This is a genomic window from Martelella mangrovi (assembly GCF_040545495.1).
Lineage (GTDB): Bacteria > Pseudomonadota > Alphaproteobacteria > Rhizobiales > Rhizobiaceae > Martelella > Martelella mangrovi.
The window spans coordinates 359,865-374,627 of the sequence record NZ_JBEPLY010000002.1; the positions used below are offsets into that span (position 1 = coordinate 359,865).

Sequence of the window (14,763 nt, forward strand, 5' to 3'; positions counted from 1 at the left end):
TGCTGAATTTATTCTTTGTCTTCGTTGTCGTCGTCGTGTTCCAGATCGCGCGCCACTTCCGGCGAGTGCAGCAGCTCATCGATCTTGCGGAAATTCTCAAAGCTCGTGTCGTCGCGGAAACGCAGTTCCGGCATGTATTTCATCTGCCGGATCTCGCGACTGATGCGGCCACGGATGAACTTCGCATGATGGTTCAGCGCGCGCACGGTCGCGTCATGGTCCCTGTCGCCCAGCGGGGTGACATAGGCGGTCGCGATTTTCAGGTCCGGCGACATCCGCACCTCGGAAATCGAGACAACGGTGTTTTCCAGCAGCGGATCGAGAACATCGCCGCGCTGGAGAACCTTGGTAATGGCGGCGCGAACCTGTTCACCAACGCGAAGCATGCGCTGGGAGGGCGCCGAGGAGGTAGCTCTCGTCATATCAACCTTGGTCTTTAAATCGTTCGTGTTTGTCTGGTGCCCGCCATTTGACGGGGTTCGAACCCGCGCGGACATGCTCCGATGACTGGCGGGTCGTGTAACCCTTCGGCGGCAGAAGGTCAATCGCAGAACCGCCACCGGCCGGGAAACAGGAAAGCCCATCGACGGCGGCCATCAAAAAAAACGACGTTTCAGCGCTGAAGCGCGATCATTTGATTCAGCGCAAATCGTCCGGCCCGATTCGGCGCTAGAACTGACTTCAGACAGATGAGGCACGTACCCGCCTCAAATAGCAAAAGGAATTCAAAGCTCAGGGCGTTTCACGATCTCCTCCTCCTTCAATAGCTGAAACGCTTTGTAAGGCCGTCCCGCAGGCCAATCTCCCTCCTCTCAATTGCGGGGAATAAACGGATCGCCTCAAACGATCCGTTTCAGTTCCGGTCCAACCGGAAAAGCCCGGCGCGCTGCTCCTCAAGAGTTGTTCGCCGGGCTTTCTGTTTTAAGCGTTTGTGGTCGCCGGCGCGCACGCAAAAATCGGCCGAAGCCGGTTTCAGACTGCTGACAAACCCAAAGACGTGCACGTTGTTGCTTCCGTCAGCCGTCCCCACAGGTGTCATGCTCGGACGTGATCCGAGCATCCATTCCACTCAACCCTTTGATAAGAAAGGGTTTAAGTTGATCGTACATCGTGTGGCCCTGGATCCTCGGGTCAAGCCCGAGAATGGCCCGGAGTGAGGGGCGAGCTTTGTCCACGCATGAAAAAACCGGCCGAAGCCGGTTCTCTCAATTCTGTCCTCACTGCCCCGAAATCAGAGCGAGCGGGTGATGTGCTCGACGCGGAAGGCCTCGATGACGTCGCCTGCGCGGATGTCTTCGTAGTTCTCGAAGGCCATGCCGCATTCCTGGCCGCCCGGCACTTCGGAAACCTCGTCCTTGAAGCGTTTCAGCGTCTTCAGCTTGCCTTCGTGGATAACCACGTTGTCGCGGATGAGGCGAACACCGGCGCCACGTTCCATCTTGCCTTCGGTAACCCGGCAACCTGCAACCTTGCCGACCTTGGTAATGTTGAAGACCTCGAGGATCTCGGCATTGCCAAGGAAGGTCTCGCGCCGTTCCGGCGACAGAAGACCCGACATCGCCGCTTTCACATCGTCCACCAGATCGTAGATGATGTTGTAGTAGCGGATCTCGATACCGGCCTGTTCGGCGGCCCGGCGGGCCTGTGCGTTGGCACGGACGTTGAAGCCGATGATTGCCGCATCGGAGGCTTCCGCCAGCGAGATATCCGATTCGGTGATACCGCCGGCTGCCGCATGAACGACACGGGCGCGCACTTCGTCGGTTCCCAGTTTCTCAAGTGCGGCATTGATGGCTTCAACCGAGCCCTGCACGTCGCCCTTGATCAAAAGCGGGAATTCCTTGAGGCCGGTATCCTGCAGCTGGCTCATCATCTGTTCGAGCGAACCGCGCGAACCGGACTGGCGAGCCGCCGCCTTGTCGCGGGCAAGCCGCTGGCGATACTCGGAAACCTCACGGGCCTTCGCCTCGTTTTCAACGACGGCAAAGCGATCGCCGGCTGACGGCGTGCCGCCGAGGCCGAGGATTTCGACCGGCATGGACGGTCCGGCTTCCTTCACATGTTCGCCGTGATCGTCGATCAGCGCGCGTACACGGCCCCACTGGTCACCGGCAACAAGAACCTGCCCCGGCTTCAGCGTGCCCTTCTGCACCAGAACGGTCGCGACCGAACCACGGCCACGGTCGAGCTGGGCTTCGATGACGACCCCTTCGGCCGTACGGTCGGGATTGGCCTTGAGGTCAAGGATTTCCGACTGCAGCAGGATCGCTTCCAGAAGCTTGTCGAGGTTCTTGCCGGTCTTGGCCGAAACTTCGACTTCCAGCACCTCACCACCCATGGTTTCGACGAACACTTCATGCTGAAGCAGTTCGGTACGCACCTTCTGGGCATCGGCCGCCGGCTTGTCGATCTTGTTGATGGCAACGATGATCGGAACACCGGCCGCCTTGGCGTGATTGATGGATTCAATCGTCTGCGGCATGACGCTGTCGTCGGCAGCCACCACCAGAATGGCGATATCCGTCACTTCGGCACCACGGGCACGCATCGCGGTAAAGGCGGCGTGACCGGGGGTATCGATGAAGGTGATCTTCTGACCGTCCTGCTCGACCTGATAGGCGCCGATATGCTGGGTAATGCCGCCGGCCTCGCCGGAAACGACATTGGCATGACGGATGGCATCGAGCAGCGAAGTCTTGCCGTGGTCGACGTGGCCCATAATGGTCACGACCGGTGCACGCGGCTCCAGATCGGCCTCGTCATCGGAAACGTCGAAAATGCCTTCCTCGACATCCGATTCGGCAACGCGCTTGACGGTATGGCCGAATTCCGTGGCAATCAGCTCGGCGAGATCGGCATCGATCACGTCGCCGGGCTTCATCATCTGCCCTTCCTTCATCAGGTACTTGATGACGTCAACGGCCCGTTCGGACATACGCTGCGACAGTTCCTGAATGGTGATGGTTTCCGGCAGCACGACCTCGCGCAGAACCTTTTCACGCGGCTCCTGCGTCTGGGCACGGCGCATCTTTTCCTGACGGCGGCGCATGGCCGAAAGCGAACGGCCGCGCTGGTTGCCACCATCATCGTCACCGGTGACGGCGGTAACCGTCAGCTTGCCACGGCGGCGCTCGCCCGTGCCCTTGGGACGGGATGCAGGCTTGTTGGCCGGCGTTTCGGGGCGAAGCGTCTTGCCGCGTGCGGGTGCACCGGCTTCTTCCGTCTCGCGGCGCGGTTTGCGTCCACGACCGGCATCGCCTTCATCCTCGGCATCCGTACGGGCCTGCGGGCGGTGGCGCGGTGCGGCACGGCTCGGCTTGGCGTCTTCGCCGGGCGGCAGATCGGCTGCGGCAGGCGCTTCCGCGGCTGCCGGCGTTTCCGCCGCTTCTTCCTTTTCCTTGGCCGCGTCCAGGGCTGCCTGTTTCTTGGCTTCCTCGGCGTCGCGCTTTGCCTGTTCCTCGGCTTCGCGCTTGGCGGCCTCTTCGGCCTGGCGGCGTTCTTCCTCTTCGCGCTTGCGGCGTTCGGCCTCTTCGACCTCGCGCTGCTGTGCCATCACCAGTGCACGGCGACGGGCATCCATCTCGCCCTGGGAAAGATCGTGCAGAACATTGCCGCGCTGGCGCCCCTGGCCGCCATTGCCGCGGTCGGGCTGCTGCCCGCCGCGCTGGCGGTTCTGGCCGCCGGGACGCGAAGGCTGTCCCTTGGGCTGGCGCTGCTGCCGGCTGGCATCGTCGGCGCGACGCGTCTGGCTTTCGGCTGCCTGCGGCTTGGCCGGCGCCGGATTGCGCGGTGCTGCTGCGGGGGCCGGCTTGGCTGCCGAGCTTGTTTCCTCGCTCGGCTTGTGCAGCCGGCGCTTGCGTGTTTCCACCACGACCGCCTTAGTGCGACCGCGGCCCATATCCTGGCGTACGGTACCCTGGCTGACACCCGACGGCTTGAGCTTCAGTGTCTTCTTGCCGGTATCGTTGGATGTCTTGTCGTCTTTACTGTCCGTCATTCGGTTCCCGTTCCTTGGCGCGGGAACCGCCGTCATCTAGACAGACGCAATTCCCGCCTTGAAATTCATGCTCTGGCGCACGGCCAAATTCCGTGACGTCGTCATTTGTTCGTCATCGCGGCTTTTCCTTCAGTTCCGGGAGCGGCCCGGTACCTTTGAAGCATCATCGCGCGCTTCACTACACCCTCTCCGGCCTTTCCCGCAAGCGCCGCGGCATGTTTAAACGCATTCTCATGCAAAAGAGTGTCGATTTCCGCAGCCCCGAAAGGGGCAAGTGCCGGAATCGGCCCGTCGGTCTCCATCTGCAGACAGAAGGCCTTGCGGGCCTGGTCAAGCTTGCGCCTGCCATCGGGCGCAGCATCGGCGGCATGGAATACGGCAAGCGCAGCACCACTTCTCACCGCAAGATCGACCTTGGCCGAACCGGCGACGAATTCACCCGCCTTGCGGGCCATGTTGATCATACCCGCAAGATTACGCGCCAGCAACACATCAACCATGTCGCCGAGATCTGCCGGGGCTTCCACCTTCTGTTTCAGCGCCCGGGAAAACAGATTTTTCGACACGGCCTTGTCGACAGCCCAGCGTTCCGCCGTCACCCAGCAGCCCCGGCCCGGCAGTTCCCGTTTGAGATCGGGAACGACCTGACCGTCAGGGCCGGCGACGAAGCGGATCAGATCGTCCGGCCCGCCGGCATTGCGGGTCACGATACAGGTGCGCGCGTTCATCGCCGCCTCTTCAGCCACTTTGCGGGGTGTGCTCACGGGGCCTTACGCGCTCGTATTGCCTTCATCATCGGAAGACACGGCCTCTTCACCGGCTTCCTCTTCGGCAACACCCTCCTCATCTTCGCTCACCTCTTCGGCAACCACGAGGTCTTCTTCGGTGATCCAGCCGACGGCAAGACGGGCCTGAACGACCATGTTTTCAGCCTCGACCCGCGACAGGTCGAAACCGGACAGGGTCCCCTCGAAACGCTTGGTCTGTCCGTTCTGACGCTCGGTCCAGCCGACGAGATCGTCGGCAGCGCAACCGGCGAAGTCTTCCATGGTCTTGATGTCGTCTTCGCCAAGGGCCACCATCATCGCAAGCGTCATGCCGTCGATCTGGCGCAGGTCGTCGGAAACGCCCAGTGCGCGGCGCTTCTCGTCCAGCTCGGCTTCCTGGCGTTCCAGGAATTCCTTGGCGCGCATCTGGATTTCTTCGGCCGTCTCTTCATCGAAACCCTCGATGGCGGCGATTTCCTCAAGCTCGACATAAGCCAGTTCCTCGATGGCCGCAAAGCCCTCGGAAGCCAGAACCTGACCGACCATCTCGTCAACGTCGAGCGCATCCATGAACAGCTGCGAACGTTCGTTGAATTCCTTCTGACGGCGTTCCGATTCCTCGTTTTCCGTCATGATGTCGATATCCCAGCCGGTGAGCTGCGAGGCGAGACGGACATTCTGGCCGCGACGGCCGATCGCCAGCGAGAGCTGGTCGTCCGGCACGACGACGTCGATACGCTCGGCATCCTCGTCCAGCACCACCTTGGCGACTTCGGCCGGCTGCAGCGCATTGACGATGAACGACGCCGGGTCTTCCGACCACGGAATGATGTCGATCTTCTCGCCCTGAAGCTCGCCGACAACGGCCTGAACGCGGGAACCGCGCATACCGACACAGGCGCCGACCGGATCGATCGACGAATCGGACGAGATCACCGCGATCTTGGCGCGCGAGCCCGGATCACGGGCAACCGACTTGATGGTGATGATGCCGTCGTAGATTTCCGGCACTTCCATGGTGAACAGCTTGACCATGAACTGCGGATGGGTGCGCGACAGGAAAATCTGCGGACCGCGCTGTTCGCGGCGGACATCGTAGACATAGGCGCGGATGCGGTCGCCATAGCGCGGCACTTCGCGCGGGATCATCTCGTCGCGACGGATGATTGCCTCGCCACGGCCGAGATCGACGATGACATTGCCGTATTCGACGCGCTTGACCGTGCCGTTGACGATCTCGCCGATGCGATCCTTGTATTCATCGAACTGGCGGTCGCGCTCGGCTTCACGCACCTTCTGCACGATCACCTGCTTGGCGGACTGGGCGGCAATGCGGCCGAAATCCATCGGCGGCAGCGGATCGGCGATGAAATCACCGAGCTTGGCTTCCGGGTTGCGGTCGAGCGCCAGGGTCAGCGGGATCTGGGTGCTGTAATCCTCGGCTTCCTCGACCACTTCCAGCAGACGCTGCAGGTGGATCTCGCCGGTCTTGGGGTTGATGTCGGCGCGGATATTGGTTTCCGATCCGTAACGCGACTTGGCCGCCTTCTGAATGGCGTCGGCCATGGCGGTGAGAACGATCTCGCGATCGATGGATTTTTCACGCGCCACCGCATCGGCAATCTGCAACAGTTCAAGCCGGTTCGCACTTACTGCCATTTTCCTGGTCTCCGTCCTTGCCACCGGAACCGCACCGGTTCCGTGAATATCCTAAAATCGAATGCCGCCCGTCAACCGGGTCCGGCGCTCATCAGTTGTCTTCGCTGTCGGCGACGTCTTCGTCGTCGTCATTTTCATTGGCCGCCTTCTGCTTGGCCAGCTTGTCGGCCCTCAGCGCCTCGCGAATGAGTTCGTCCGTCAGAATCAGCTTTGCGTCCGAAAGCGCCGAAAACGGAATCGTCACTTCGGACGGTTCGCCATAGGCAACGCCGTCGCGCAAAAGCGTGAAGCCATCGACATCGGCCTCGATGATCCGCCCGCGAAAGCGCTTGCGCTCATTGACGAGCACCGAGGTCTCGCACTTCAGGAGGTGGCCCTTCCAGCGATAAAAATCGGACTTGCGGACCATCGGCCGGTCGATCCCCGGCGAGGAAACTTCCAGGTGGTAGGCCCGGTCGATCGGGTCTTCGACATCCAGCACCGGCGAGATGGCCTGCGAGACCTCCTCGCAATCCTCCACCGTCATGGTGCCGTCGAAACGCTCGGCCATGATCTGCAGCGTCAGCCCGTTCTGGCCCGAAAGCCTGACACGCACCAGCTTGAAGCCGATATCTTCCAGAACAGGCTCGATCATGTCGGCAATCCGCTTGTCGACGCCCGTTTCCACGATCAGCCGTTCTTCTCTTTCTTTGTCCGCCATCTGTTTCAAATCTGCCAAAAGGTTGCTCCAGGCGGTCACGACCGCCTCCCGCGCCAAATAAAAAAGAGCGGGTCCGCGAGGTCCCACTCTTCATCTGACGATCAAGAATTTGAGCTTTAAATACGCCCTCGTCATCCAAATTGCAAGTTTTATCGCCAGTGACAGCGACCACGCACGGTGCAGCGCATATAGGCAAGAGGCTAAACAACGCCCTATAATGTAATGTGCTGCCGGATTCGCACCGGCATAAACCCGGCAGATCAGGACAGAGAACAGTTCATGCAGCCCGCGCCCGATCCGAAATCGCTTTTCGCCCCTTTCGCGCATCCCACATTCCGCAATATCTGGCTGGCCTCCGTCGCGTCCAATCTCGGCAGCATGATCCAGAATGTCGGCGCGGCATGGATGATGACCTCGATCTCGGGATCGGAAAGCATGGTGGCGCTGGTCCAGTCCTCGACCACGCTGCCGGTGATGCTGTTTGCTCTGGTCGCCGGCGCCATTGCCGATGGTTTTGACCGCAGGCGGGTGATTCTCTCCGCCCAGCTTTTCATGTTCACGGTCTCCGTGCTTCTGGCTGTCGCCACCTTCACCGGCCTGATCACGCCGTGGCTGCTTCTGGCCTTCACCTTTCTCATCGGCTGCGGCAATGCGATGAACAACCCGTCCTGGCAGGCATCCGTCGGTGACATGGTGCCGCGTTCCGATCTTCCCGGCGCCGTCACGCTGAATTCCGTCGGCTTCAATATCACCCGCAGCCTCGGTCCGGCCGTCGGCGGCACCATCGTTGCCGTTGGCGGCGGGGCGGCGGCCTTCACGGTCAACGCCTTCAGCTATCTCGGTCTTCTGACGGTGATCTACCGCTGGAAATTCCGCCGCCCGGAAAGCCCGCTGCCGCGCGAGAAAATGACCACCGCAATCGGCGCGGGCCTGCGCTATGTCGCGATGTCACCGAACATCCTGAAGGTCATTCTGCGCGCGTTCGTCTTCGGCCTCGCATCGGTTTCGGTGCTGGCGCTGCTGCCGATCGTGGCGCGCGACGTGATCGTCGGCGGCCCGCAGACCTTCGGCATCATGCTCGGCGCTTTCGGTATCGGCGCCATCGGCGGCGCCTTTGCCAATTCGCATGCGCGCGCCCGGCTTTCCAACGAAACGATCGTCAGGCTCTCCTTCCTTTTGTTTGCGGCAAGCGCGGTGGTGATCGGCGTTTCGACGTCATTGATGATCGATTGTCTTGCGCTGCTGTTTGCCGGCGCCTGCTGGGTGCTGGCGCTGTCGCTGTTCAATACCGTCGTGCAATTGACGACGCCGCGCTGGGTTGTCGGCCGCGCACTGTCGCTTTACCAGACCGCCTCCTTCGGCGGCATGGCGCTCGGTAGCTGGATATGGGGACAGGTTGCGGAAAACCAGTCGATCACGGCAGCATTTCTGGCCGCCGCCGCCGTCATGGCAATCGGTGCATCGATCGGTCTTGTTCTCAAGATGCCGGCGCTCGAAAGCCTCAATCTCGACCCGCTGAACCGGTTCCAGATGCCCGAGCCGAGGCTCGACCTTCTGGCGCGCAGCGGTCCCGTCGTCGTTGAAACCCGCTTCATCATCAGCCCGGACGATACGCAGGAATTCCTGCGGCTGATGGTCGAACGGCGGCGCATCCGCAAACGGGACGGTGCGCGCAAATGGGCGCTGATGCGCGATATCGCCGACCCTGAAGTGTGGATCGAGACCTATCATGCGCCGACATGGGTGGATTATGTCCGCCACAACCAGCGCCGCACCGTGGCCGATGCCGAAAACCTCGACCGCATCCGCGCTCTGCATCGCGGAGAGGGACGCCCGGAAGTCCGGCGCATGATCGAGCGGCAGGCCATCCCGCCGCGCGACGAGGTCTTCAACCGCCCCTACCACATGCACCATCAGCATCACTGACGGTGTGCGCGGCGGCGCGTACGAACGCTCCTATGAGCGGCAGACCGTTGCTGCGAAAGTGTTATCCCGACAAGCTCGCAGCCATCATTCTCCCCCTTAGGGGCAGGGCTGGCGCAGATGGCTTTTCCGCATAGCCCCCAAGTCTTCTCGCCCCGGAGGGGAGAGATGTCGCGACAGCGACAGTGAGGGGGGAGAGTACCCTCGCGGACGCCCTCACGATTTTGAAACGCTGCTTCACCCTCACTGCCCCTTTCGGGGCATCTCTCCCGCAAGCGGGAGAGAGTACATGGAGCAAGATCCAAGGCCATCTACTATAACCGTCCCCTCAAGAGGGAGATGCCCCAACACGGGCTATGCAGCTACTCAAACGACATCTGCTTCAGCACGCCCCCCCACACCTACCGCAGCAATTCGTTCTTGAGCGTCGGCGTTGGCCAGCAAGTCTGCTGGACGCGGTTGCGCATCTGCCAGTCGCCGATGGAGCGGCGGGTCTTGTAGCCGACAAGGCCATCCGCGCCGCCGGTGTCATAGCCCATGCCCATCAGTTTGCGCTGCATGGCCGCGACATCGGAACGCAGCAGCGTACCGGTTCTCTGCCACGGCTGGACGAACGGCCCCATGCCATATTGAATCCGGTCGGCGAGATTGCCGACGAACAGCGCGTAGAGGTCGGAATTGTTGTATTTCTTCAGCACGTAGAAGTTCGGCGTGACGATGAACTCCGGCCCGTAGCGCCCCTGCGGCACCAGCATCATGCCGGGCTTGCGCAATTCGTCTGCCGGAAAGCTCTTGCCTTGAACGCGGGCAATGCCCTGCTTCACCCAGGCCGAAATGGCGCGCGCATTGTCCGGCCCTTCCTGTGCGCAGGATACGTTGTCGGGAATCACGGCTTCATAGCCCCAGTCGCGCCCACGCTCCCAGCCGTCGCTTGCCAGATGCTTGGCAATCGTCGCCAGCGAATCCGGCACCGAATCCCAGACGTCGATAACGCCGTCACCGTCAAAATCGACGGCATAGTTCAGGAAATTCGTCGGCATCAGCTGCGGCTGGCCGAAGGCGCCCGCCCATGACGCCTTGCGCTTGTCGAGGGGGGCGGCCCCGCTCTGGATGATCTGCAGCGCGGCGATGAATTCGCGCTGGAACAGCTCCTGGCGCGAACCGGTCATGAATGCCTTGGTGCCGAGCACCTGCAGAATGTCGTATTTTTCTTCTGCCGCGCCATAGCCCATCTCACGGCCCCAGATCGCCAGCACGATGCGCCCGGGAACGCCGTAGCGCGCTTCGATCTGGTCCAGAACCGGCTTGTACTGGTTGTAGAGCTTGCGGCCCCTGACGGCGAGATAGTTCAGATTGTTCTCGGAAAAATAAGGTCCAGGTTCGGAAAATTCCGGCTGGGTCTGTCTGCGTTTCTGCGGCGGCTTGGTCCCCGGCGGCACAAGATCGGGCAGCGACCAGTTGATGGTGAGCCCTCGCGTTACGCGGTCATAGACGTTTGCCGAAACGCCCGACCGCAAGGCGGCGCTGCGCATATCGGAACCGAGCCAGTTCTGGAACTGGCGGTCGACCTGGCCGCGGTCATAGGCATTGGCGACACCGGAAAGGCCGGCGCCTGCCGCAAAAGCGAGCACGAAGGCGACAAGCGCAAAGACAACACGGGCGGCATGCAGCGGGCGGAACCTGAACATCGGCAATTCTCCTTCGCGCGCGATCTTCAAAGAACATGGTTACCGAAAGATGAACACGGAAGGCCTCGAAAAAGAAAAAGGCCATATCGCCAATCACGCTGAGGTGAGGGCAAGGCTGCCGGCGCCCCTGCCCGTGCCGCACTTCCAAATCTCTCCATGTTCCTCTACTAAGAAAAGGCGGTCGCGTTGTCATATCGGGTGATTGCGCCAACGCCGGACTTTTGTTTTTTTCAGATCATATTTCACGTTTCGTTTTGAAAGATCAGGGATATTTGAGCGCATGGATATCGGTTGGATCGAAGCCGCCTTTCTCGGCCTGTTGCAGGGGCTGACAGAATTCCTGCCGATTTCCTCGAGTGCGCATCTGCGCATTGCGGGCGAGTTTCTGCCGTCCGGCGCCGATCCGGGCGCTGCCTTCACCGCGATCACCCAGATCGGCACGGAAACTGCCGTTCTCGTCTATTTCTGGTCCGACATCATGCGCATCGCCAGCGCCTGGCTCGCCAAAAATCTGAAATTCGGCGACTATCCGGGCCGGCACGCGGAAGCGGATGTGCGCATGGGCTGGCTGATCATCGTCGGTTCCGTCCCGATCGTGGTTCTCGGCCTGCTCTTCAAGGACCAGATCGAGCATTCGCTGCGTAATCTCTATATCACCGCGACCATGCTGATCGTCTTCGCCCTGATCATGGGCTATGCCGACAAGGTCGGCGCCAAGAAGGTCACGCTCGACAAGCTCGGCTGGCGTGACGGCATTCTCTACGGGTTTGCCCAGGCGATGGCGCTGATTCCCGGCGTTTCGCGCTCGGGCGGCACCATCAGCGCCGGACTGCTGCTCGGCTACACCCGCGAGGCGGCGGCGCGTTATTCGTTTCTGCTGGCCGTGCCAGCGGTTTTCGGGTCGGGCTTCTACCAGCTGTTCAAGAGCATCGGCGAGGACAATCCGGTCGGCTGGGGCGCAACCGCACTTGCAACCCTGATTGCCTTCGTCGTCGGTTACGCGGTGATCATTTTCTTCCTGCGGCTGGTTTCCACCCGCAACTACATGCCCTTCGTCTATTACCGGCTGCTTCTGGGCGGCGCGCTGCTCGTGCTTCTGGCTCTTGGCGTGATCAGCCCCGGCGGAGGCACAACCTAGCGCGCAGTCCGGTCACCCATCGTTAATCCTTCGGCGATAGAATGAAGACGTTGAACCCGAACGACTTGACCGGCCACTCACAGCCCCTGCTCCGTATTTGAAACGGGAACGGGCCGTGACTGTGCTCATGCTCCAAGCGACGAAAGCCAGATGTCTACGCTCTACCATCATCCCATGTCCGCCGCCTCGCGGTTCATTCGTCTCGTCATCGGCGAATATGCCTTCGAGATCGACCTGATCGAGGAACGCCCCTGGGAAAAGCGCAAGGCCTTTCTGACTGCAAACCCGGCGGGCACGCTGCCGGTTTATGTCGATGACAACATGCGCGCGCTTTGTGGCCCGTTTGTGATCGCCGAATTCATGGACGAGACCCATGGGGTTTTGCAGCGCGAACGCCGGCTTCTGGCCGAAGAACCGTTCCAGCGCGCCGAAATCCGCCGGCTGACCGAGTGGTTCCTGCTCAAGCTTGAGCAGGATGTCACCTATCCGCTTTGCCGGGAACGCGTCTACAAACTGCAGATGAGCAGCGAACGCGGCGGCGGCGCACCGGATTCGCGGGTTTTGCGCGCGGCCCGCGCCAATATCCGCCAGCACATGAAATATCTGGCCTGGCTTGCGGGAAACCGGGGCTGGCTTGCGGGCAAACGCATGAGCTATGCCGACCTTTCCGCCGGCGGCGCGATTTCCGTGCTCGATTATCTGGGCGAAATCAACTGGGACGAGGTTCCCGCCGCCAAGGAATGGTACCAGCGGCTGAAGTCGCGCCCGGCCTTCCGCACGCTTCTGGCCGACCGCGTACGCGGCGTTGTGCCGGTTTCCCACTACGCCGATCTGGATTTTTGAGCCGCAAGACGCCACCTTCAGGAGAAGCGGCGCAACCGAGCGGTGGATCAATGGCTGAACGCCGGGAAAAACTGAAACGCTTTGTGCAGGAGGAGGCGAAGGCAATCGGCTTCGACGCCTGCAGGATTGCGCGCGCCAAAGACATGCCGGAAGCCGCCGCAGCGCTCGGTGAATTCGTCGCCAAGGGCTATTACGGCCAGATGAAATGGATGGCGGAAACGCTGGAACGGCGTTCCTCGCCGCTCAATCTCTGGCCCGAAGCGCGCTCGGTCATCATGCTGGCGATGAATTACGGACCGGAGGAGGACCCGCGCCCGCTTCTTAAACAGCCCGACCGCGCCAACATCTCCGTTTATGCCCGCAACCGCGACTATCATGATGTCATCAAGGGCAAGCTGAAACAGATGGCCGGCCGGTTCGCCGCCCGCTCCGGCGCGGATGTGAAAGTGTTTGTCGACACCGCCCCGGTGATGGAAAAGCCGATTGCCGCCAAGGCCGGAATCGGCTGGCAGGGCAAGCACACCAATCTGGTCAGCCGGGAATTCGGCTCTTGGCTGTTTCTCGGCTCGATCTTCACCACCGAGGAACTGGAACCCGACCGGGCGGAAAAGGACTTCTGCGGCTCCTGCCGGGCCTGTCTCGACGCCTGCCCGACCGCGGCATTTCCCGCGCCCTACAAGCTCGACGCCCGGCGCTGCATTTCCTATCTCACCATCGAACACCACGGTGTGATCCCCGAAGAATTTCGCGAAGCAATGGGCAACCGCATCTATGGCTGCGATGATTGTCTTGCGGCCTGCCCCTGGAACAAATTCGCCCAAAGTGCATCGGAGATGAAGCTTGCCGCCCGCGACGACCTGAAAGCGCCGGAACTCTCCATGTTTCTAGGCTTTGACGACGCCGCGTTCCGGAAATTCTTCACCGGCTCGCCGATCAAGCGTATCGGGCGCAACCGGTTTGTCCGCAACTGTCTGATCGCCGCGGGAAACAGCGGACACGGGTTTCTGGCTGGCCAGTGTCGCGTGCTCGCCGATGACGAAAGCCCCGAGGTGCGCGCCATGGCAGTCTGGGCGCTGGCGCGGCTGCTGCCGCAGGCGGAATTTGCGGCATTGGCAAGAGCGCGTCCCCGTGACACAGATGAAGATGTTCGCCGTGAATGGCAACGCGAGGAGGAAATGTTATGCATCTGATTGTTTTCGGCGCGGGATATTCCGGGCGGACGATCGGTTCGGCACTGGCGCCGGACTGCGGACATGTCGCCGGCACCACGCGTTCGGCAGAAAATACCGCAGCCCTTGGTGCATGCGGCATCGAAACCTTCATTTTCGACGGCCAGACAATCGACCGTTCGCTTGCCCACAAGCTGCGCTCGGCGACCCATATCGTGCAGTCGATTCCGCCGGGTGAGGATGGCGATCCGCTTCTCAGGATCGCGCGCAAGGCGGTGCATTACGAATTGCCGTCGCTGCAATGGGTCTGCTACCTCTCCACCGTCGGCGTCTATGGTGATCATGACGGTGCCTGGGTGGACGAAACATCGGAATGCCGGCCGACATCCGAGCGCTCGAAACGCCGCCTCGAGGCCGAGCAGCAATGGCTGGAAACCGGCGAAAAGCATGGCATTCCCGTGGCGATCCTGCGCCTTTCGGGCATTTACGGCCCCGGCCGCAATGCTTTCCGAAAACTGATGGACGGCACCCAGAAACGCGTGATCAAGGAAAACCAGGTCTTCAACCGCATCCGGGTCGAGGATATCGGTTATGCCACGGCCTTCCTTGCCGAGCACGGTTTCGGCGGTATTTTCAACGTGACCGACAACGAACCCTCGCCGCCGCAGGATGTGATCGAGGAAGCCGCCCGACTGATGGGTATCGAACCGCCGCCGGCCGTCGCATTCGAGGATGCCGATCTCTCGCCGATGGCGCGCTCGTTCTGGGGCGAAAACAAGCGGGTCAGCAATGCCAAGCTGAGAAAGCTCGGCTATGAATTCGAATTCCCGAATTACCGGCAGTCGCTCAAACAGATGTGGGACATGAAGGCCTACTGAG

At 61.4% G+C, this 14,763-nt stretch carries 11 protein-coding genes; 5 read left to right on the forward strand and 6 right to left on the reverse strand.

All coding sequences use genetic code 11. The annotated features are described in order from the left end of the window. Positions 1–8: 8 nt before the first annotated feature. The 5 genes from rbfA to rimP all read right to left on the reverse strand — a co-directional run bounded on the left by rbfA (position 9) and on the right by rimP (position 7,123). On the reverse strand, positions 9–422 hold the full coding sequence (gene rbfA, locus ABID12_RS04015; RefSeq protein WP_106303532.1) for a 30S ribosome-binding factor RbfA: 414 nt from the start codon (positions 420–422) through the stop codon (positions 9–11). 809 nt (positions 423–1,231) lie between these two features. Then, positions 1,232–3,997: a translation initiation factor IF-2 gene (infB, locus tag ABID12_RS04020; protein ID WP_354433195.1), complete on the reverse strand. Its 2,766-nt coding sequence runs from the start codon at positions 3,995–3,997 to the stop codon at positions 1,232–1,234. A 101-nt stretch (positions 3,998–4,098) separates the two neighbouring features. Continuing rightward, entirely contained in the window at positions 4,099–4,761 is a 663-nt protein-coding gene (locus ABID12_RS04025) for an RNA-binding protein (RefSeq protein ID WP_354433196.1), read from the reverse strand. 6 nt (positions 4,762–4,767) lie between these two features. Next, positions 4,768–6,423 (reverse strand): transcription termination factor NusA, encoded by a 1,656-nt coding sequence (gene nusA / locus ABID12_RS04030; protein ID WP_354433197.1) that lies wholly within the window; start codon positions 6,421–6,423, stop codon positions 4,768–4,770. Between the two features lie 91 nt (positions 6,424–6,514). Further along, positions 6,515–7,123, reverse strand: a complete 609-nt coding sequence (rimP, locus tag ABID12_RS04035) for a ribosome maturation factor RimP (RefSeq protein ID WP_394706062.1) — start codon at positions 7,121–7,123, stop codon at positions 6,515–6,517. Between the two features lie 279 nt (positions 7,124–7,402). On the opposite strand from rimP, the gene ABID12_RS04040 reads away from it, so the two are divergent. Then, positions 7,403–9,049, forward strand: a complete 1,647-nt coding sequence (locus ABID12_RS04040; RefSeq protein ID WP_354433198.1) for an MFS transporter — start codon at positions 7,403–7,405, stop codon at positions 9,047–9,049. Between the two features lie 398 nt (positions 9,050–9,447). Here the strand turns inward: ABID12_RS04040 and ABID12_RS04045 are convergent, their stop codons facing one another. After that, positions 9,448–10,734 carry a lytic murein transglycosylase gene (locus tag ABID12_RS04045; RefSeq protein WP_354433199.1) on the reverse strand — a complete coding sequence of 429 codons (1,287 nt, stop codon included), beginning with the start codon at positions 10,732–10,734 and terminating at the stop codon, positions 9,448–9,450. A 280-nt stretch (positions 10,735–11,014) separates the two neighbouring features. On the opposite strand from ABID12_RS04045, the gene ABID12_RS04050 reads away from it, so the two are divergent. From ABID12_RS04050 to ABID12_RS04065, 4 genes are all read left to right on the forward strand, one after another. After that, positions 11,015–11,872 carry an undecaprenyl-diphosphate phosphatase gene (locus ABID12_RS04050; RefSeq protein WP_354433200.1) on the forward strand — a complete coding sequence of 286 codons (858 nt, stop codon included), beginning with the start codon at positions 11,015–11,017 and terminating at the stop codon, positions 11,870–11,872. A 150-nt stretch (positions 11,873–12,022) separates the two neighbouring features. Then, positions 12,023–12,715 carry a glutathione S-transferase family protein gene (locus ABID12_RS04055; protein ID WP_106303553.1) on the forward strand — a complete coding sequence of 231 codons (693 nt, stop codon included), beginning with the start codon at positions 12,023–12,025 and terminating at the stop codon, positions 12,713–12,715. A 50-nt stretch (positions 12,716–12,765) separates the two neighbouring features. After that, positions 12,766–13,905, forward strand: coding sequence for a tRNA epoxyqueuosine(34) reductase QueG (gene queG, locus ABID12_RS04060; protein WP_354433201.1), 1,140 nt, complete (start codon positions 12,766–12,768; stop codon positions 13,903–13,905). Next, entirely contained in the window at positions 13,896–14,762 is an 867-nt protein-coding gene (locus ABID12_RS04065; RefSeq protein WP_354433202.1) for an SDR family oxidoreductase, read from the forward strand. Before queG ends, ABID12_RS04065 begins: the two co-directional genes overlap by 10 nt. The last annotated feature ends 1 nt before the right edge of the window (position 14,763 follow it).

Coding starts and splice junctions, on each gene's coding strand:
- ABID12_RS04055 (WP_106303553.1), top strand. CDS start 12,023: ATGTCTACGCTCTACCATCATCCCATGTCCGCCGCCTCGCGGTTCATT.
- nusA (WP_354433197.1), bottom strand. CDS start 6,423: ATGGCAGTAAGTGCGAACCGGCTTGAACTGTTGCAGATTGCCGATGCG.
- ABID12_RS04045 (WP_354433199.1), bottom strand. CDS start 10,734: ATGTTCAGGTTCCGCCCGCTGCATGCCGCCCGTGTTGTCTTTGCGCTT.
- rbfA (WP_106303532.1), bottom strand. CDS start 422: ATGACGAGAGCTACCTCCTCGGCGCCCTCCCAGCGCATGCTTCGCGTT.
- rimP (WP_394706062.1), bottom strand. CDS start 7,123: ATGGCGGACAAAGAAAGAGAAGAACGGCTGATCGTGGAAACGGGCGTC.
- queG (WP_354433201.1), top strand. CDS start 12,766: ATGGCTGAACGCCGGGAAAAACTGAAACGCTTTGTGCAGGAGGAGGCG.
- ABID12_RS04040 (WP_354433198.1), top strand. CDS start 7,403: ATGCAGCCCGCGCCCGATCCGAAATCGCTTTTCGCCCCTTTCGCGCAT.
- ABID12_RS04065 (WP_354433202.1), top strand. CDS start 13,896: ATGCATCTGATTGTTTTCGGCGCGGGATATTCCGGGCGGACGATCGGT.
- ABID12_RS04050 (WP_354433200.1), top strand. CDS start 11,015: ATGGATATCGGTTGGATCGAAGCCGCCTTTCTCGGCCTGTTGCAGGGG.
- infB (WP_354433195.1), bottom strand. CDS start 3,997: ATGACGGACAGTAAAGACGACAAGACATCCAACGATACCGGCAAGAAG.